The 18,266-nt window shown below is 69.0% G+C and carries 18 protein-coding genes; 14 read left to right on the top strand and 4 right to left on the bottom strand.

The annotated features are described in order from the left end of the window. Window positions 1-14 precede the first annotated feature (14 nt). The 5 genes from H4281_RS19550 to H4281_RS19530 are packed head-to-tail and all read left to right on the top strand — an operon-like array spanning window position 15 to window position 5,210. Window positions 15-962 carry an ABC transporter substrate-binding protein gene (locus H4281_RS19550; RefSeq protein WP_182892366.1) on the top strand — a complete coding sequence of 316 codons (948 nt, stop codon included), beginning with the start codon at window positions 15-17 and terminating at the stop codon, window positions 960-962. Continuing rightward, complete coding sequence (locus H4281_RS19545; RefSeq protein WP_182892365.1) at window positions 949-1,842, top strand: amino acid ABC transporter permease; 894 nt, start codon at window positions 949-951, stop codon at window positions 1,840-1,842. Before H4281_RS19550 ends, H4281_RS19545 begins: the two co-directional genes overlap by 14 nt. Next, on the top strand, window positions 1,835-2,602 hold the full coding sequence (locus H4281_RS19540; protein WP_304504539.1) for an amino acid ABC transporter ATP-binding protein: 768 nt from the start codon (window positions 1,835-1,837) through the stop codon (window positions 2,600-2,602). Before H4281_RS19545 ends, H4281_RS19540 begins: the two co-directional genes overlap by 8 nt. After that, the gene (locus tag H4281_RS19535; protein WP_182892364.1) at window positions 2,599-4,323 is read left to right on the top strand and encodes an aminotransferase class V-fold PLP-dependent enzyme; all 1,725 of its coding nucleotides are present in this window, start codon (window positions 2,599-2,601) and stop codon (window positions 4,321-4,323) included. The genes H4281_RS19540 and H4281_RS19535 overlap by 4 nt, the downstream gene beginning before the upstream one ends. Continuing rightward, on the top strand, window positions 4,323-5,210 hold the full coding sequence (locus H4281_RS19530) for an aminoglycoside phosphotransferase family protein (RefSeq protein WP_182892363.1): 888 nt from the start codon (window positions 4,323-4,325) through the stop codon (window positions 5,208-5,210). Before H4281_RS19535 ends, H4281_RS19530 begins: the two co-directional genes overlap by 1 nt. Here the strand turns inward: H4281_RS19530 and H4281_RS19525 are convergent. After that, window positions 5,170-6,336, bottom strand: a complete 1,167-nt coding sequence (locus H4281_RS19525; RefSeq protein WP_182892362.1) for a macrolide family glycosyltransferase — start codon at window positions 6,334-6,336, stop codon at window positions 5,170-5,172. The two genes, H4281_RS19530 and H4281_RS19525, sit on opposite strands and share 41 nt — an antisense overlap. 285 nt (window positions 6,337-6,621) lie before the next feature. Here H4281_RS19525 and H4281_RS19520 point away from each other — a divergent pair, with 285 nt between their 5' ends. The 6 genes from H4281_RS19520 to H4281_RS19495 all read left to right on the top strand — a co-directional run bounded on the left by H4281_RS19520 (window position 6,622) and on the right by H4281_RS19495 (window position 11,780). Beyond that, a complete protein-coding gene (locus tag H4281_RS19520) occupies window positions 6,622-7,524 on the top strand; it encodes an ABC transporter ATP-binding protein (RefSeq protein ID WP_182892361.1) in 903 nt (300 codons plus the stop codon). Further along, window positions 7,521-8,255, top strand: a complete 735-nt coding sequence (locus tag H4281_RS19515) for an ABC transporter permease (protein WP_182892360.1) — start codon at window positions 7,521-7,523, stop codon at window positions 8,253-8,255. Before H4281_RS19520 ends, H4281_RS19515 begins: the two co-directional genes overlap by 4 nt. A 54-nt stretch (window positions 8,256-8,309) precedes the next feature. Then, a complete protein-coding gene (locus H4281_RS19510; RefSeq protein WP_182892359.1) occupies window positions 8,310-8,957 on the top strand; it encodes a hypothetical protein in 648 nt (215 codons plus the stop codon). Then, complete coding sequence (locus H4281_RS19505; RefSeq protein ID WP_116205832.1) at window positions 8,950-9,255, top strand: winged helix-turn-helix domain-containing protein; 306 nt, start codon at window positions 8,950-8,952, stop codon at window positions 9,253-9,255. The genes H4281_RS19510 and H4281_RS19505 overlap by 8 nt, the downstream gene beginning before the upstream one ends. A gap of 1 nt (window position 9,256) precedes the next feature. Then, window positions 9,257-10,576, top strand: a complete 1,320-nt coding sequence (locus H4281_RS19500; RefSeq protein WP_182892358.1) for a DNA polymerase IV — start codon at window positions 9,257-9,259, stop codon at window positions 10,574-10,576. 79 nt (window positions 10,577-10,655) lie between these two features. Continuing rightward, window positions 10,656-11,780, top strand: coding sequence for a CapA family protein (locus tag H4281_RS19495; RefSeq protein ID WP_370648243.1), 1,125 nt, complete (start codon window positions 10,656-10,658; stop codon window positions 11,778-11,780). 229 nt (window positions 11,781-12,009) lie between these two features. Here the strand turns inward: H4281_RS19495 and H4281_RS19490 are convergent, their stop codons facing one another. Beyond that, window positions 12,010-13,032 (bottom strand): family 2 encapsulin nanocompartment cargo protein polyprenyl transferase, encoded by a 1,023-nt coding sequence (locus tag H4281_RS19490; protein ID WP_182892356.1) that lies wholly within the window; start codon window positions 13,030-13,032, stop codon window positions 12,010-12,012. Next, window positions 13,029-13,319, bottom strand: coding sequence for a hypothetical protein (locus H4281_RS19485; protein WP_182892355.1), 291 nt, complete (start codon window positions 13,317-13,319; stop codon window positions 13,029-13,031). The genes H4281_RS19490 and H4281_RS19485 overlap by 4 nt, the downstream gene beginning before the upstream one ends. Window positions 13,320-13,549: 230 nt before the next feature. Between H4281_RS19485 and H4281_RS19480 the strand changes: the two genes are divergently transcribed. From H4281_RS19480 to H4281_RS19470, 3 genes are all read left to right on the top strand, one after another. Continuing rightward, window positions 13,550-14,311 (top strand): bestrophin-like domain, encoded by a 762-nt coding sequence (locus tag H4281_RS19480; RefSeq protein ID WP_182892354.1) that lies wholly within the window; start codon window positions 13,550-13,552, stop codon window positions 14,309-14,311. A gap of 3 nt (window positions 14,312-14,314) precedes the next feature. Further along, a complete protein-coding gene (locus H4281_RS19475) occupies window positions 14,315-15,580 on the top strand; it encodes a DUF6923 family protein (protein ID WP_182892353.1) in 1,266 nt (421 codons plus the stop codon). Between the two features lie 90 nt (window positions 15,581-15,670). After that, window positions 15,671-17,236 (top strand): esterase-like activity of phytase family protein, encoded by a 1,566-nt coding sequence (locus H4281_RS19470; protein ID WP_182892352.1) that lies wholly within the window; start codon window positions 15,671-15,673, stop codon window positions 17,234-17,236. Window positions 17,237-17,242: 6 nt separating this feature from the next. Here H4281_RS19470 and H4281_RS19465 read toward each other — a convergent pair whose 3' ends face one another. After that, the gene (locus tag H4281_RS19465; protein WP_182892351.1) at window positions 17,243-18,256 is read right to left on the bottom strand and encodes an autoinducer 2 ABC transporter substrate-binding protein; all 1,014 of its coding nucleotides are present in this window, start codon (window positions 18,254-18,256) and stop codon (window positions 17,243-17,245) included. Window positions 18,257-18,266 lie beyond the last annotated feature (10 nt).

Below are 18,266 nucleotides of genomic sequence, written 5' to 3'. Positions count from 1 at the left end.
CCTGGAGGATCCGCATGTCGTCGCTTCGTTCCCGTGCCTGGCAGGCCGCGCTGCTGGGCGGTCTGCTCGTGTTCGCTGCCGCCTGCGGAGGAGGTCCCGACGGGGCCGGCGGCGGGCAGCAGCAAAAGCCGAGCGCTGTTCCGGACAACACTGCGTTGCTCGGGGCGATCAAGGCCGACCCGCAGCTCGCCGGAGGGCTGCCGCCGGCTGTTGCGCAGGCCAAGACGTTGCGGCTGGCGTCCAATATCCAGTCCGCGCCGAACAACTTCTACGCGGCTGACGGCAAGACGCCGATCGGCTACGAGGTCGATCTGGCCAAGGCGGTCGGGGCGAAGCTCGGGGTGACTGTCGCGTACCAGGACCTGGCGTTCGGTTCGCTGATCACGAGCCTGCAGTCCGGCCGCGTCGATCTGACCATGGCCGCGATGAACGACACCAAGGAACGCCAGCAGCAGATCGATTTCGTCGACTACTTCTCGTCCGGCATCACGATCATGATCCGCAAGGGCAACCCGGACGGCATCACCGGGCCGGACACGTTGTGCGGCAAGAACGTGGCAGTCGTACAGGGCACCAGTCACCAGAAGTTCGCCACGGCGCAGAGCGCGAAGTGCACGCAGGCGGGCAAGCCTGCCATCACGGTCACCGCGACTGACAGCGACAACCAGAACCAGAACCAGCTGCGCACCGGTCGCGTCGCGGCGATTCTCAACGACCTGCCGAGCGCGGTCTACATCTCGCGCACCGCGGGCGACGGCAAGTTCTTCGAGGTCGTGCCCGGCCAGCCGATCGAAGGCGGGCCGTACGGGATGGGCTTCGCGAAGAACAACTCGAAGCTGCGCGACGCCGTCAAGCAGGCGTTGCAGTCGCTCGTCGCCGATGGCACGTACGGCAAGATCCTGCAGTCCTGGGGCGTCGAGCAGGGCGCGATCAAGGAGGCGGCCGTCAATGGCGGAAGCTGAACCGCTGCCGATCGTCCGGCTGCGGCACTGGGGTCGCTGGGTCAGCGCGGCGGTGATCGTCGCACTGCTGGTGCTGCTGGGTTTCGCGCTCGCGCAGGCGCAGATCGAGTGGGGTTCGGTACCCGACTTCGTGTTCTACCGCGTGATGGCGCTCGGCCTGCTCAACACGGTCGTGCTGGCGGTGATCGCGCAGGCGATCGCGATCGTGCTCGGCATCCTGATCGCGTTGCTGCGGCTCAGCGCCAATCCGGTCGCGAAATGGTTCGCGGCGGCCTACATCTGGCTGTTCCGCGGGCTTCCGGTGCTGTTGCAGATCCTGATTTGGTACAACCTGGCGCTGATCTTCCCGACCGTCTCGATCCCGCTGCCGTTCGGCGGCTACCTCGTCCACGAGCCGACGAACGTGCTGATCAGCGCGTTCACCGCGGCGCTGCTCGGGCTGGCGCTGAACGAGAGCGCGTACATGGCGGAGATCGTCCGCGCCGGGCTGACCAGCGTCGACGCCGGGCAGACCGAGGCGGCGAAATCCATCGGCATGACGCCTGGCGCGACACTGCGCCGGGTCGTGCTGCCACAGGCGATGCGCGTGATCATCCCGCCGACCGGCAACGACTTCATCAACATGCTCAAGGGCACGTCGATGGCTTCGGTGATCGGCGTGACCGAGTTGATCCACGCGGCCAACAACATCTCGTCGAACAACCTGCTGGTGATGGAAACGCTGATCGCGGCGGCGATCTGGTACATGGTCGTGGTGACTGTGGCCGGTGTCGGCCAGCATTACCTTGAACGATCGTTCGGGGCAGCTGACCGAAGTCCCGTCGCGCGGGTCGGGAAGGCGTTCAAGGGGATGCCGCTGGTGAGGGGTGCGCGTGTCTGAACCGCTGCTGAAAGCTGTCGGGGTCCGCAAGAACTACGGGCACACCGAGGTGCTCAAGGGCATCGACCTGGAGGTCCGCAAAGGACAGGTGGTGTGCCTGCTCGGGCCGTCGGGAGCGGGGAAGAGCACGTTTCTCCGCTGCCTCAACCATCTCGAGACGATCGACGGCGGCCAGGTCTGGGTGGACGGCGAGCCGATCGGGTTCAAACTGCGCGGCGGCAAGCTGTACGAGCTGCGGGAGAAGGACGTCGCGCGGCAGCGCAGGGACATCGGCATGGTTTTCCAGCGGTTCAACCTGTTCGGGCACCGGACGGCGCTGGAGAACGTGGTCGAGGGACCGGTGCGGGTGCTCGGCGCCGACCCGGCGCAGGCCCGGAAAGAGGCGCTGGACCTGCTCGACCGGGTCGGGCTCGCGGACCGAGCGGGCGCTTACCCAGGGCAACTGTCCGGCGGGCAGCAGCAGCGCGTCGCGATCGCACGGTCGCTGGCGATGAAGCCGAAGCTCATGCTGTTCGACGAGCCGACGTCCGCGCTGGACCCGGAGCTGGTCGGGGAAGTGCTCGCGGTGATGGGTACGTTGGCTCGGGAGGGGATGACGATGGTGGTCGTGACGCACGAAATGGCTTTCGCCGCGGAGGCCGCCGACGAGGTGGTGTTCCTCGCTGACGGCGCGGTGGTCGAAACCGGGCCGCCGGAGCGGGTGCTGAAGTCCCCGGAACACGAGCGGACGCGGCAGTTCCTCGCGCGGGTCCTCTCGTGACCCGCATTCCGCCCCGGTACCTGCTCCAGTTCGACGAGCCCGCGGGCTACCTGGACTTCGCGCGGTTCGGGCCGCCGTCGCACGCCGTCTTAGACACCACCGCGCGGCTGCTGGAGGCGACGACCAAGGCCGGTCCGTCCACTGTGGACGAGCTGATGCGGCAGGAAATCCGGGCGAAGGCGGCGGCAGCACGGCTTTGCGGCAGCGACACCGACCACACCGTGCTGCTCCCGCACACCAGCCTCGGCCTGTTCCAGGCTGCGTTCAACAGCCACGGCGAAGTACTCGTGTCGGCCGCGGAGTTCCCGGCCAACACGTACCCGTGGGCGCGCGCCGAGCAGGCCGGACGCGTACGGATGAGGAGGCTAGAAGGCGGTTACGTCACCGCCGACCGTCTCGCGGAAGCGCTCACGCCGGAAACCGCTGTCGTTTCGGTGAGCGCGGTCGATTTCCGCACTGGTTACCGGGCTGACCTCGCCGCATTGCGCGAGGTGGCCGGCGATCGGCTGCTGGTGGTCGACGGGATCCAGGGCTTCGGGGTCGTCGACGCGCCGTGGGAGGTCGCCGACGTGCTCGTGGTCGGCGGGCAGAAGTGGCTGCGAGCGGGCTGGGGCACCGGGTTCGCGGTGCTGTCGGACCGGGCGCTGGCGCGGATGGACCCGATCCTGTCCGGCTGGACCGGCGCGCGCGACCCTGGCTTGTTCGACAACGAGATCCACCCGGCCGACCCGACCGCGGCGAGCTGGTCGATCTCCAACCTCAGCCCGGTCACGTCCGGCGCGTTCGCGGCGGCGCTCGAACTGGTCGAGGAAACCGGCGTCGCGGCGATCGCGGGCCGGATCGACGAACGCGTCGGCGAACTCGAGGAGGTGCTGCGCTCGTTCGGCGCGGAGATCGTGTCGGCGACCGAACGGCGGGCCGGGATTCTTGCGTTTTCGTTGCCGGACAAGCCCGCCGAGCAGGTCGGGGCGGCGTTGACGGCGGCGGGGATCGCGGCGACGGTGCGTCCGGAACACGTCCGGTTGTCGCCGCACGCGTCGACCCCGGCCGCGGCTGCCGAACAGGTGCGGGACGCGCTGGAAACGCTGCTGCGGCCGCGCCGGGTCGTGCCGGTCGCGTCGGCTGCGGGCACCGCGACGCATGAGCTGCTCACCGCGCTGATTCCGGCGGTGGACGGGCTGGCGGCGATGCTCGGGCCGGGCAACGAGGTGCTGCTGCACGACCTGTCGCGGCTGCCGGATTCGATCGTCGCGATCGCGGGGAAGCTCACCGGTCGTTCGGTCGGCGGGCCGATGACGGATCTGCTGCTCGGGCTCGTCCGGCGCGGCACGACGCAGGACCTGACCAACTACCGCACGCACAGTCCGGATGGTCGCGAGATCCGTTCGTCCACGTTGTTTTTGCGTGACGCCGAGGGTACGGCGATCGGGTGCCTGTGCGTGAACAGCGAACTGCCCGCGGCGGCGCAGACGTCGGAGGAACGGCGGGAGGAGACGTTCCTGCCGGACGTCGACAGCCTGCAACGGTTCCTCGTCGGACGCGCGATCGGGAAGTCCGGGATTCCGGTGGAGCTGATGAAGAAGCGCCACAAGTCGGCGGTGGTCCGGGAGCTGGACGAGGCCGGGTATTTCCTGATCAAGGACGCGGTGGACCACCTGGCCGCGCAGCTCGAGGTGACGCGGTACACGATTTACAACTACCTCAACGAGATCCGGGCCTGATGAGCGTCGTCGTACCGGCCAGGTTGGCGAAGGCGGTGCGGCGGCGCGAGGGTGCCGCGGCTGAGGCTTGGCTACGGGAACTGCCGGGGTTGGTCGAGGATGCCTGCGTGAGGTGGGACTGTCAGATCGCGGGCTCTCCGCTGCACGGGGAGACGGCGTTGGTGCTGCCCGTCGAATGCGCCGGGCAGGCGGCCGCGCTCAAGATTTCGTTTCCTCATCAGCATTGTGCGGCGGAAGCGGCGGCGTTGAAGCACTTCGACGGTGCCGGGGTGGTTCGGCTGCTGGAGGCTTCTGCTGACAGCAACACGCTTTTGCTCGAACGCGTCGGTCCCGCGACACTGGAGACAGTACGAGTGGAGGAAGCGACCGAGATCGCGGGCGAGTTGGCCCGTCGGCTGGCGGTGCCCGCCCCGGCCGGGACTCGGGCGCTCTCCTCGACAACCGGGCCGTGGCTCGCGCAGCTGGATCAGCAGGCGATGCCAGGTTTGCTGCCGAAGCGCGAGGTTGATCGGGCGCGGGAACTGATCGCGTTCCTCGCCGATGACCGGACCGGCACGATGCTGCACGGTGATCTGCATTTCGGTAACGTGCTGCGGGCGCGACGGGAACCGTGGCTGGCGATCGACCCGATCGGGTGGCGCGGGACGGCTGCGTTCGACGCGTTCACCGTTGTCGCGAGAAGAAGACGGGCAGATGACCTGACCGCGTTGATCACCCGGTTTTCCCGGGCCGCACAGACAGATCCGGGCCTGGCAGCGCGTTGCTGCCAGGCCCGGGCGGTCAGTGCTTATCTGCACCAGGAACACACTGGCGGCGCATGGTTCGACCGCGACGTGCTCCTCGCACTTATTTCAGGAACTTCTCCACCGCGTCCGCGGCCGCGGTAATCCCGCCGTTGGCACGGATTTCCGAGCGCAGCTCAGCCAACCTCGCGGCAACGTCCGATGAACTGCTGACTTCATCGACGGCTTCGCGCAGGGACTTGGCGGTCACCTGGTCCGCGGGCAGATGCTTGCCGACTCCCAACGCTTCCAGCTGCGCGGCGTTGCCGAACTGGTCGACGGCTTGCGGAATGGCGACCGTCGGGACGCCGTACCACAGGGATTCCGTGCAGCCGCCCATGCCGGCGTGCGTGATGAAGGCGGACGCGACGTCGAGAATCGCCAGTTGCGGCACCGTTTCGTGCACCTCGACCGACTTCGGCAGCGGGCCGAGATCGTCCTTCGAGACGTGCTTGCCGATCGAGAGCACGACGTGCCAGTCCTCGAATTCGGTGATGCAGTGCCGGTAGACGTCCAGCTGGTCGTTGTACGCGGTGCCGAACGACACGAGCAGCACGGGTTTCCCGTCGGACGGCGGTGTCCAGTGCTCCGCAGCGCGCGCCGGGTCAAGGCACGGGCCGACGAACTGGACGCGGTCCTCCGGCACGCGGTCGGCGTTCGGCTGCATCGCGCGCGGGATCAGCGACAGGATCGGCACCGGTCGCGCGAGCCACGTCCAGGCGTCTTCGGTGACTCCGTTTTCCGCCAGCCACTCGGTGAATGCCCGGTCGTAGTCCACTCCGGACGGTGAGGTGCGGATCGGGTCGAGGACGTCGGCGAGTTCTTCCTCGTAGCCGTCCCAGGCGACGTAGGCGGGGGAGAGCTGCACCGCGGGCACGTCGTAGCGGAGGCCGAGCAGCGGGGCGCCAAGGCCGCCGATGTCGTAGAGCAGCAGGTCCGGCCGGTCCTGGTCGAAGGTTTCGATCAGCCGCGGGTGGATCGCGATGGCCTCGTCGAGGAAGACGCGCATCGCTTCGGCCGGGTCTTCCGGCCATTCCGCGTCCGGACCGAGCGGGAAGATCGTGGGATGCGCGACGACGTCCGCGCCGGTCGCTCCGACCAGTTCGGCGAGCGGTTCGCCGACGACGTAGCTGACCCGGTGCCCGCGTCGCACCAGTTCGCGGACGATCCCCAGCGACGGGTAGATGTGGCTCGGCGCGGAACAGCCGACCACGACGATGTGCTTGCCCATGAGGCGAAAGTGTCCTTTCCGGACGAGATGCGGTCCGGCACGCGGAACGGGAGCCGCCCGATGGCGGGCGGCCCGGAAAGTCGTGCCGGGATCAGGACAGGCGGCGGCGGGCGAAGATCGTCATGAATCCGGACGGTAGTGCGGCTGGTCGCGGGGAGCAACCGGATTAGCCGGGCATAGCCGCCAGGCACTTGCCACCGTGAACGACTCGGCATCGCCCACTACTTTTCAACACAACCAACTTTGTGTTACAAAGTTCAGGACAGCGAAGCACTGGGGGACGAGATGACGGAAGCGTTCAGGCTGACCGGCCTGGTGAAGCAGTTCAAGCAGGTCCGCGCGGTCGACGGCGTGTCGATGACGGTGCGGCGGGGCGAGGTCGTCGCGCTGCTGGGGCCGAACGGCGCGGGCAAGTCGACCACGATCGACATGCTGCTGGGGCTCGCCTCGCCGGACGAGGGGAGCGTGCGGGTGTTCGGCGGTGCGCCCCGGGCGGCGCTCGACTCCGGGCGGCTCGCGGCGATGGTGCAGAACGGGTTCCTGCTGCGGGACGTCACACCGGCCGAGCTGGTCGAGTTGCATCGGTCGATGTTCGAGAATCCGCTGCCTGCCAAGGAGGTTTACGCGCGGGCCGGGATCGGGGAGTTCGCCAAGCGGCGGTGCGGGAAGTTGTCCGGCGGGCAGCTCCAGCGGGTCCGGTACGCGCTCGCGCTCACCGGCGACCCGGAGCTGCTGATCCTCGACGAGCCGACGGCGGCGTTGGACGTCGACGCGCGGCGCGAATTCTGGGCGTCGATGCACGAGTTCACGGCGGCTGGGAGGACCGTTCTGTTCGCGACGCACTACCTCGCCGAGGCGGAGGACTACGCGGACCGCGTCGTACTGATGCGGCACGGGAAGGTCGTCGCGGACGGCGCAGTCGACGAGGTGCGCGCGAATGTGTCCGGGCGAGTGATCAGGGCAGTCGTACAGGGCGCCCGTCCGGAAGCCTTGGCCGCGCTCGACGGGGTCGCCAGTGCACGCGTACAGGGCGATCGTACGGAACTGGGCTGCACGGACTCCGACCTGGCGATCCGGGCGTTGCTCGCGGCGTTTCCGCAGGCCAGCTCGATCGAGATCACCTCCGCGGGGCTGGAGGAAGCCTTCCTCGCCCTCACCTCCGACGAGCCGCAGGGAGCGCTCCGATGAACCTCGTCTACCTCCGGCTGGAGATCCTGCGCATCGTCCGCAGCCCGCAGTTCGCGTTGTTCACCATCGTGGTTCCGCTTGGCATGTTTCTCCTGTTCGGCGGGTTGTTCGGCGATCAGGTCGGGCCGGACGGCATCAAGGCGAGCGTCACCACGATGATCAACATGGGCGCGTACGGCGCGATGAGCGGCGCGTTGTTCACCGGCACCCGCGTCGCGACCGAGCGAACGGACGGCTGGCAGCGGCAACTGCGGCTCACGCCGATGCGCGGGCCCGGCTATCTCGCGGTGAAGATCGCGTCCTCGATGGCGATGGCGTTGCCCGTGGTTCTGGTGATCTTCGTGGCTGGTGCGTTGCGCGGAGTGCAGTTGACGCCGGCGCAGTGGCTGCTCAGCGGGCTCTCGTTGTGGCTGGGCGCGCTGCCGTTCGCGGTGCTCGGGCTTCTGCTCGGGTTGTTCGGCAAGGGCGACACAGTCGGCGCGATGACCGGCGCGTTGATGCTGCCGCTCGGCGTGTTCGGCGGGTTGTGGATGCCGCTGTCGATCTTGCCGGAATGGATGTCGGCGCTCGCGCATTTCTTCCCTACGTACTGGCTCGGCCGCGTCGGCACGCTCCCGGTGGATCACGCGGGCGGGCTCGGTCTCGCGGTCGGCGTGCTGGCAGCGTGGCTGGTCGTGCCCGCGCTCGTGGTGGTGCGGCGGTTCCGGCTGGGCCCGGTGAAGGTCGCGTGACGTGTTAGCTTCCGTGCTGCATGAGGGGTCAGTACGGGGGAAGGGCGGTCCGGGGTGAACGACGACGCGGGGGACCCCGTCGAGGACGAAGGCGAGTCGCTGTCCGTGGCGGAGTCGCTCGAGCTCATCGCCCGGCAGAACGAACGGACGCGCCGGGAGCTGCGAGTCAGCCCGGCGCGTCTGTTCGCCGTCTGGGCCTTCGCCTGGCTGGTCGGCTGGGGGCTCGTCTACCTCTCCGACGGGCGATCGGCGGCGCTCATGCCCGGCTGGGTCGCGGGGATCGTCGTCGCGGTGCTCATGGTGGGCGCGATCGGTTACTCCGCCTGGCACGGCAGCAAAGGCGGCCGCGGGATTCGCGGGCCGTCGCAGCGGATCGGCGCGATGTACGGCTGGGCGTGGATGATCTCGTTCGCCGGGATGAGCCTGATCGACATCCGGATCACGAAACTCCTCCCCGAGGGCTCGGATCTCGTTCCCCTGCTGTGGTCCGGCACCTCGCTGCTGCTGACCGGTGCGCTCTACCTGGCCGGCGGGACGCTGTGGCAGGACATGCGGCAGTACTTCCTCGGGGGCTGGATCATCGTGTGCAGTGGGGCGAGCGTCTTGGTCGGTGTGCCAGGCAACTTCCTCGTCCTTTCGCTCGCGGGCGGCGGCGGATTCGCGGTCGCGGCGCTGGTCTATGTGGTGCGGCCCCGTGACTGAGCTGCCGGAGCTCGACCCCGTCATCCACGCCCAGGCGCGGCTGCGCGTCACGGTCGCGCTCGCCGGGCTCCGTCCGGCCGACCAGATCACCTTTCCCCGGCTGCAGCAGCTGCTGGAGATGACCGCGGGCAATCTCTCGACGCATCTGCGCAAGCTCGAGGACGCCGAGTACGTCGAGATCACCAAAGCTTACGAGCACCGCACGCCGGTCACGCTCGTGCGGCTCACGAGCAAGGGCCGCGCCGCGTTCGAGAGTTACACCAAGGCGTTGCAACGGCTCCTGGACGCTGGAACCTGACATGTCTCGCTGGGTCGTGCACTTGGACCTCGACGCGTTCTACGCCTCCGCCGAACAGCTCACCCGGCCGACGCTGCGCGGACGCGCGGTGGTGGTCGGCGGTACCGGACACCGCGGTGTCGTCGCCGGGGCGAGCTACGAATCCCGCGAGTACGGCGTGCGGTCGGCGATGCCGATGTCCCAGGCTCGGCGGCTGCTCCCGGCCGGCGGCGTGGTGCTGCCGCCGCGGTTCCGGTTGTACGAAATCTTGAGCAAGCAGGTTTTCGATGTCGTCGGCGAGGTCGCGCCGGTGCTGGAACGGATTTCCCTCGACGAGGCGTTCGCCGAACCGCCCGCGCTGGCTGGTGCGTCGGTCGAGCAGGTGACCGGGTGGGCCGAGGAACTGCGGGCGCGGGTCCGGGAGCGGACTGGGCTCACTGCGTCGATCGGGGCGGGGACTGGCAAGCAGGTCGCGAAAATCGGCTCGGATCGCGCGAAGCCAGACGGTTTGCTGGTCGTGCCTCCCGGGACCGAACGCGAGTTTCTGGCTCCGCTGCCGGTGCGCGCGTTGTGGGGGATCGGACCGGTCGCGGAAGCCAAACTGCGCACGATCGGTGTCCTCACCTTGGGCGAGTTGGCGGCGTTGCCCGAGCCGGACGCGGTGTCGACGCTCGGTGGCGTGGTCGGCCGCGATTTGCGGCGGCTGGCGAGCGGATTCGACGACCGTCCGGTCGCGGAACGGGGCGAAGCCAAACAGGTGAGCGCGGAGACGACCTTCGACGTCGACGTGGTCGATCTCGTCCGATTGCGCGCCGAGGTAAGGAAAATCGCGGCTGGTGCGCACTCCCGGCTGGTGAAGGCGGGGCGCGTCGCGCGCACGGTGGTGATCAAGCTGCGGCATACCGACATGAGCACGGTGACCCGCTCCGAGACCACCGCGTCGCCCACCGATGACCTCGAACAGCTTGCCGCTACTGCGGAACGGCTGTTGCTCGACCCGCAGGAGTTCGGCGGAGTGCGGTTGGCGGGCGTCGCGTTCAGCGGGCTTTCAGTGCCGCATCAGGACGCGTTGTTCAGCTTGACCGTGCCCGCCGCGACGGAGGAGCCGGTGGTCACTTCGGCGCCGTCGCCGGGCGGGAGCGCGCCAGTGTCGTCGTCGGGATGGCGCCCGGGCGACGACGTGGTGCATGCCGAGTTCGGCACAGGGTGGGTGCAGGGCGCGGGGCACGGCCGGGTGACGGTCCGGTTCGAGACGCGCACGTCCGGTCCAGGCGTCGCGCGCACGTTCGACCAGACCGACCCGGCGCTGGCTCGCGGACAGCCCGCCGACTGCCTAGCCTGAGCGTTTCCCCTGGTCACGACCGGGGTGTTAACCCACAAGAGTGATGAGGAAGGATGTGCCGGGCAGCCGGGCAAAGGGGATGATCATGACGAACACGCGCCGCGCCGCCGCCCTCGCCGGGGTCGCGCTGATGCTGACGGCGTGTGGGAGCGAAGCCGCCCCGCAACGGTCCTCGGCCGGACCGGCATCGTCGTCGGCGGCCGCTTCGCCGGATTCGTTCACCGTCGTGGCGACCGGGGACGTGCTGATCCACCCTCGGCTCACCGAGCAGGCCGAGGCGGACGGCGGCGGGAAGATCGACTACCGGCAGCTGTTCGCCGGGGTCAAACCGCTGGTGTCCGGTGCGGATCTGGGGATCTGCCACCTCGAAACGCCGCTCGCGCCAGAAGGCGGGCCGTACAGCGGGTATCCGTCGTTCAGCGCGCCGCCGGAGATTGCGGACGCGTTGAAGGACACCGGATACGACACGTGCTCCACCGCGTCGAACCACACGCTCGACCAGGGCGCGGCGGGTGTGCAGCGGACGTTGGACAAGCTCGACCAGACCGGGTTGAAACACACCGGGTCCGCGCGTTCGGCTGAGGAGGCAGGGAAGCCGCTGATCCTGGACGTGCACGGGGTGAAGGTCGCGCAGTTGTCTTACTCGTTCGGGTTCAACGGGATCAAGCGGCCTGCCGGGAAACCTTGGCTGGCCAACGAAATCGACCCCGACGAGATCCTCGCCGCGGCGCGCGAGGCGAAGGCGGCCGGGGCGGAGGTCGTGATCGCGAGCCTCCACTGGGGCGTCGAGTATCAGCATGACGTGACTGCTGAGCAGAAGCAGTTGGCGCAGAAGCTGACGGCGTCGCCGGATCTCGACCTGATCGTCGGGCACCACGCGCATGTGGTGCAGCCGTTCCAGAAGGTCGGCGGCAAGTGGGTGGCGTTCGGGCTGGGCAATGAGGTCGCGCGGCACGACGAACCTCGCGGGTCCACGGAGGAAGGGGTCGCGGCCCGGTTCCGGTTCAGCCGCGCCGGCGGGAAGTGGACGGTGGACAAGGCCGAGTACGTGCCGACGCTGATCGACCTCGGGCCGCCGATTCGGTTGCGCGACCTGACGACTGCGCCGCCGAGCGAGCGAGGGAAGGAAGCGCTCGCGAATACCGACGAGGTGGTGCTTTCCCGGGGCGCTGGGGATGACGGGTTGAGCCGACTGGGGCGGTGACGGTTTCCGGGTCGGTGGCGGCCTAGGGCAGTGGGGGTTGCTGGGCGCTGCGCTGTTGTGCGCTCGATGTTGTGGCGGGCGATGGGTTCGATGCGCTTGTCGTCGCTGTGGGGTGAGCCTTGCGGTGTGCCCAGGGCGATCGTCCTGGGCGGACGATCGGGTTGGGCGGCTGTCTTCGTTGGGCGTTCGCCAGGTTCAAGTTGTTGTCTGGGGCGGACGATCGCCCGAGTCAGTGGTCTCGGCGGGTGATGAGCTGGGCGATCGCGGTCAGTTCGGCCGTTGGCCGGGGGGCTGGGTTGGCGGCGGTCAGGGCGGCCAGCGCGTCGGTGAGCAGTTCGTCTGCTTGGGCGTGGCTCCAAGAGCGGCCCCCGGCTTCGTCGACCAAAGCCGCGGCTTTGGCGAGGCGGTCGTCCGGGAGTGGCTGTCGGTACAGCATTGCCAGTTCCTGTCCGGCTGACGTGCCCGAGGTGAGCGCCGCGACCACGGGGAGGGATTTCTTGCGGCTGCGCAGGTCCGAGTAGACCGGCTTGCCGGTGACTGCTGGGTCGCCCCAGATGCCGAGCAGGTCGTCGACGTGTTGGAAGGCAAGGCCTAGCGATCGGCCGAAGCGGCCGAAGCGTTCGACGTGCTCGCCGCGGCCTCCGACGACCAGTACGCCGAGCGTGCATGCCGCGCTCAGCAGGGCCGCCGTTTTGCCTTGGGCCATGCGGACGCATTCCGCTACTTCGACGTTCGTTCGCTGTTCGAACGCCAGGTCCTCGTGCTGGCCGTGCAGCAGGTCCAGTACCGCGGTGCTCAGCAGGCGGGCGGCGGCTGGGCCGTCGGGGGACAGGACGTCGAAGGCCAGTGCCAGCAGGGAGTCTCCGGCCAGCACCGCTTGCCCGGTGCCGAAGACGGTCCACGCGGTGGGGCGATGGCGCCGGGTGCGGTCGCCGTCCATGACGTCGTCGTGCAGCAGGGAGAAGTTGTGGGCCAGTTCGACGGCCACCGCCGCGGGGATCGCGTCTTCCGGGTCTCCGCCGCAGGCCTCCGCGCACAGCAGCACCAGGGCCGGGCGCAGGGCTTTGCCTCCGGCGGCGCTGGTGGCGGTTCCGGTTTCGTCCCACCAGTCGAGGTGGTAGCCGGCGATCCGGCGCATCGACACGGGCAGCCGGTCGACCGCCGCGCGCATCGCGGGTTCCCAGCGGCTCCGGCTCCAGTCCAGCACCTCGGCCACGGAGCGGGCCCCGGTGCGCGCGTCCACCGTCGTCATCGTTCTTCCGCTTCCGGGCGCAGCACGGCGGCCACAGTGGACAGTGCGGAGGGGCTCGGGACGATCACTGCGAAACCACCTAACGTCGAAAACGCCGGAACCCGGCGGAGCGGTGTTTTCCGGGAGAGGAATGCGAAATCGTAAGCGGCGCCGCGCATCAACATAGCAAGGCGGATGATCTCGACAATCACTCGATCGGGTAACCGCGTCCGATTCACCTGTTTGCCGAAGCTCCTTTTCGGGCATTGCCGGTGCTGTTGTCCGGTCGACAACGAGAGGCGCGTCACCGTGGGTCCGCTGCCGTAACCCGGTCGAGTGCGCACCACCGGTATCCGAGCAATTTTCCCTTGCTGAGCAAGGGCAATCGGGGGTACGCGTGGCCGGGACGCTGCTCCGATCCGGCGAACCGCGCGGGCGGTGGACGGCCACCCGGCTGAATCGCGGGTTTCGCCGTTGTCCGTTCCGGAATCGGCTGGATAGCGTCGGCCAGCGTATTTCCCCGCGCGAAAGGAACCGGATGAACGTCTACGTGACCGGGGTGTTCTGGGTCGTCGGCGCGGCGATCGCGGCCGCGGTGATCGGCTATCTCGTCCGGCGCTTCGGCTGGGACGAGGGCCGCCGCGACAACAACGACGCCGCGGGCCAGGTGTTCACCATCGTCGGCGGGCTGCACGCGGTGCTGGTCGCCTTCGTGCTGATCTCGCTCTTCGACGCCGTCACGGCCACGCGCGAGGGTTCCTACACCGAGGCGGAGGGCCTGGTCGCCGCCACCTGGTCGGCTCAGGCACTGCCCGGCGACACCGGCGAGCAGGTGCGGCGCCTGGCCATCGCGTACGCGACGACGGTGTCGAAGCAGGAATGGCCCCGGCTCGTCGACGACGGGCCGGTCCCGGACACCGGCTGGACGCAGCTCGACCAGATGCGCCGCGTCGTCGCCAGCGCGCAGGCCAGCGACGACTGGACGAACGACCGGAAGAAGGACGCCGCCGCCCAGCTTTGGCAGGTCTACCAAGCCCGCCAGACCCGGCTCACCGGCGCGGAAACCGACGGCGTCGGCTCGGTCATGTGGTTCGCGCTCATCCTCGGCAGCGTCATCTCGATCCTGCTGCCCAACCTCTTCGGCGGCACGCGGATGGCCGCGCACCTGGTGATCGTGTCGACGCTCGCCGGCACGATCGTCCTGCTGCTCTATGCGATTTACCAGCTGCAGAACCCTTATGCCGGCGGCGCGAACGTGCATCCGGACGCGTTCACCTCGGCGATCTCGCGGCTCGGCTGACCGGTGCGAGGTTCCCGGTACCTGACTGTGGTGGCCGCCGCGGCCGCGGTCGCCGGGCTGCTCGTCGCGTCCGGATGGCTGGCTCCGGCTCGCCAGCGCGCGGCCGCGACGTCCTGCCGGGTGCTGCAGGTCGAAAGCCGTGACGGGCAGTCGTCCGACATCGTGCGGTTGACCTTGCCCTCCGGCGCGCGACATCTGTTGCACCACAGTCCGTTCGCGCTGAATGCCATCGCGTATTCGGCCGCGCAGGACGTGACCTACGGCGTGGCCGACGGTCGTTTCCACGACGGCTGGCACGCGGTGCGGATCGACTCCGGAGGTGAGTTGACCGATCTCGGCGCGGTTGGGCGAGAAACGCACCATGGCGTGTGGAGCTGGGTCACTGGCGCGACGGCCGGGGCGATGTCCGGTAGCTCTTGGTACGTGAAGCGGGCGACCAGCCTGTACACAGTGGACGTTGACCCGCACAGCTCCGGTTACCTCACTGCGACCGGGCCGGTGTTGCTGCATCCGTGGTGGCTCGCGTCCGGCGTCGACGATTTCGCATACAACCCGGAAGACGGTCTGCTGTACGGGGTTTCGTCCGCTGCCGAGGGCGCGGTGGTCACGGTGAACCCGGTGAGCGGAACGGTCGCGAAGGTGCCGGGGGAGCAGTTTCCGGCGGCGACTTACGGTGCCGTCGTGTTCGGGCCGGACCACAAGCTCTACGCGACCGCGAACTGGATCGACGGGCGGAGCGTCACGTACCGGATGGACGGCGGTTCCGCGGTCGAGGTGAGCACAGGGCCGCCGTTGGTGATGTCCGATGGCGCCGGGTGTTTGGCGGAACCCCCGCCGCCACCGCCTCCGCCACCACCGCCTCCGTCGTCCTCGACCCCGCCGACGACCTCGTCCTCACCGACCACGACGCCGTCCTCGCCGTCCCCGACCCCGACCCCGTCGAGCTCGGCGAGCCCCACGCCGTCGTCCACCCCGGTGCCCCCGCCGCACCCATCGTCACCACCGTCCTTCCCGCCACCCACGACGCCGAGTCCGGTCACGCCTACCCCTACCCCGCAACCACCGGACGCGATCATCCAGCCGATCCCGATGCCCCAGCCCCCGGCACCGTCGCGCGCAGCCCCGGTGAAGGGCATCCCGAAACCGCCCGAGAAGCGCACGGCGAAAGCACGCGACAACGTCAAGAAGCAGCGACGCTGGGGTGTCGCCGCGGTCCTGCTGATCGTCGGAGGAGGTGCGGTAGCGGCTCGAGCACGGCGCGCTCGTTAACGCGGCGGTCGTCTCGATGACGGACGTTGTCCAACTCGGCCGTCAAGACTCCCTCCGGCGTCGAAACGACGCCAGAGGAGGAGAAAGCCGATGAAACGCGTGAAGATCGGGCTGGTCGCCGGGGCGCTGGTGCTGCCGCTGGCCGCCGCGGGCCCGGCCGAGGCCAAGGGCCGTCCGGACGACCATTACCGGGTGCGGGCCGGGCACACGCTGCAGGTGCGCGGCGACGCGCAGCGCGACGGTGCGGTGGTGCGGCACACCGATCCCGGCCACGGCGCGCTGGCCATCGGCCCGGACGGATCGTTCCGCTACACGCCCGCCGCCGGGTTCACCGGACGCGACACGTTCACCTACACCGTGAGCGACGCGGTCCGGCTGTACCCGACGGACTTGCCGCCGCTCGGCACCGTCGGCGGCGTCAAGATCACCGGCGGCGGGTACGGGTCCGCGCTGACTCCGGTGCCGGGTTCGCGCGACGAGTTCTACGGGCTCACCGACCGCGGGCCGAACGTCGACGCGCCGGACGGGTCCAAAGTGGAGCCGCTGCCGTCGTTCACGCCCGCCGTCGGCAAGTTCCGGCTCAAGGGCGGAAAAGCCGTGCTGGAGCGGAATATTCCGCTGCGCGCGGCCGACGGTTCGCCGTACAACGGCCAGGTCAACACCCTGGCGAACACCGGCGAGACCATCGTGGACCTCAACGGCGCGAAACTGCCCGCGTCGCCGAACGGCTACGACTCCGAAGGGCTCGTCGCGCAACGCGACGGGACATTCTGGGTGTCGGACGAGTACGGCCCGTTCATCACGCATTTCCGTGCGGACGGCCGGGCGATCGAGCGGCTCTCGCCCTTCGACGGTTCGCTGCCGAAGGAACTGAAGAACCGCGTGCCGAACAAGGGCATGGAGGGCCTCGCGCTCACGCCGGACGGCCGGACGCTCGTCGGCATCATGCAGTCCGCGCTGCAGCAGCCGGATCTCACGAAGAAGCCCAGCAAGGTACCCGCGCTGCGGATCGTGACGGTCGACCTGAAGACCCGCGCCACGCACGAGTACGCCTACCTGCTCGACAACCCGGACGAGACCAGCACCGCGGTCTCCGAGATCACCGCGTTGTCCGCGACCCGCTTCCTGGTGGACGAGCGCGACGGCAAGGCCGAGCCGGGCGCGTACAAGAAGCTGTTCGAGATCGACCTGAGCAAGGCGACCGACCTCGGACCGGCGGCGAAGGTGCCAGGCGCGACCTACGACGCGGTCAAGGGCGGGCTGCTCGTCGACGGCGGCAAGAGCATCGAGGCGTACGTCGGCAAGGCCACCACCGCGGAGGCCGCTGACGCGCTGGCGAAGGTCGGTGTGACACCCGCGGCGAAGAAGCTGTTCCTCGACGTCGGCGGCTTGGTGACCGGGCTCGACCCGAGCGGCGGCTTCTTCGGCCACGACAAGGTGGAAGGCGTCGCGACGACCGACGGCGGCCGCACCGTGGTGATCAGCAACGACAGCGACTTCGGCATCGACGGGGTTGCGAACTCGACGGCTCCGTACACCCTGCACGCCAAGGCGCAGCCGAATGGCCGTCAGGACGACGGCGAGTACCTGAAGGTGGACATGGCGAAGCTGCCGGCCCGGACGCGCACTCTGACGGTGACCGTCGACGTGCGCTGAGGACCCTCAGTACTTGAACTGATCCACGTTGTTCTGCGTGATCAGCAGGGGATCGCCGAGCAGGACCGTCCGGGTGGCCGCGTCGTAGCGCACCGCGGGGAGCTCCGGGCTCACGTTGTTCCTGGGCTTGAGCGGGGCGTCGGTCGCGAGCTGCTCGGCGGTCCAGGCGGTGAGGTAGCCGAGGGATTCGACGTTCCACAGCACCGTCATGGAGCAGGAACCGTCGACCAGGTACGGCTTCATCGTCTGCGGCGTGCCGGTGCCGACGGTGAAGACCTGGCCGATCTTCTGCTGATCACGCACCGCTCGTGCGATGCCGGGCGTCGCCGTGGTGCACTGCCCGATCATGCCGGTGAGTTTCGGATGCCGGTTGAGGATCTCCTTCGCCAGCTTCGTGGCGGTGGTGGTGTCCTCGTCGGCGTACACCGTCTCGACTAGCTTCGCCTGCGGATAGCGTTGTGCCGCATACGTTTTCTCGGCTTCGATCCAGGAGTTGAGGTTCGCTGCCGCGCGCCCGCACGAGACGATCGCGTACTCGCCGGTCCCGCCGGTCTTCTTCATCAGCGAGTCGACCAGCGCCGAGCCGATGCCCTCGGCCGTCGTCTGGTTCACGAAGACCTCGCGCTGGGAATCGGCGGCGTCGGTGTCGGTGGTGAGCACGTGGATGCCCTTCGCCCGCGCCTCCGCGATCGTCGGGGCCAGCTCCGCCGGATCGTTCGGGGCGACCGCGATGACGTCCACGCGTTCGGCGATGAGCTGGCGCAGGATCGCGGTTTGCGCGGCCGGGTCGACCGACGCCGGCGCGCGGAGGAACCACTTCGCGCCGAGCCGTTTGGCGGCCAGCATGCCGCCGGCGTTCATCGCGTCGAAGTACGGGATGCCGCCGATTTTCGGCACGAAGGCGATTTTCGCCTGCTCGGGGGCCGAGCCGGACAGGACCGGCGAGCAACTGCCCGCCAGCGCCGCCGCGGTCGCCACCAGCGCCGCGCCCAGCACGAGCGTTTTGGTCCGCCCTCGCATCCCCCACCGT

It is taken from the genome of Amycolatopsis dendrobii, from assembly GCF_014145675.1.
GTDB lineage: Bacteria > Actinomycetota > Actinomycetes > Mycobacteriales > Pseudonocardiaceae > Amycolatopsis > Amycolatopsis dendrobii.
Note: the sequence above shows the minus strand (reverse complement) of the source record. Positions and strands in the feature narration are given on the sequence as shown.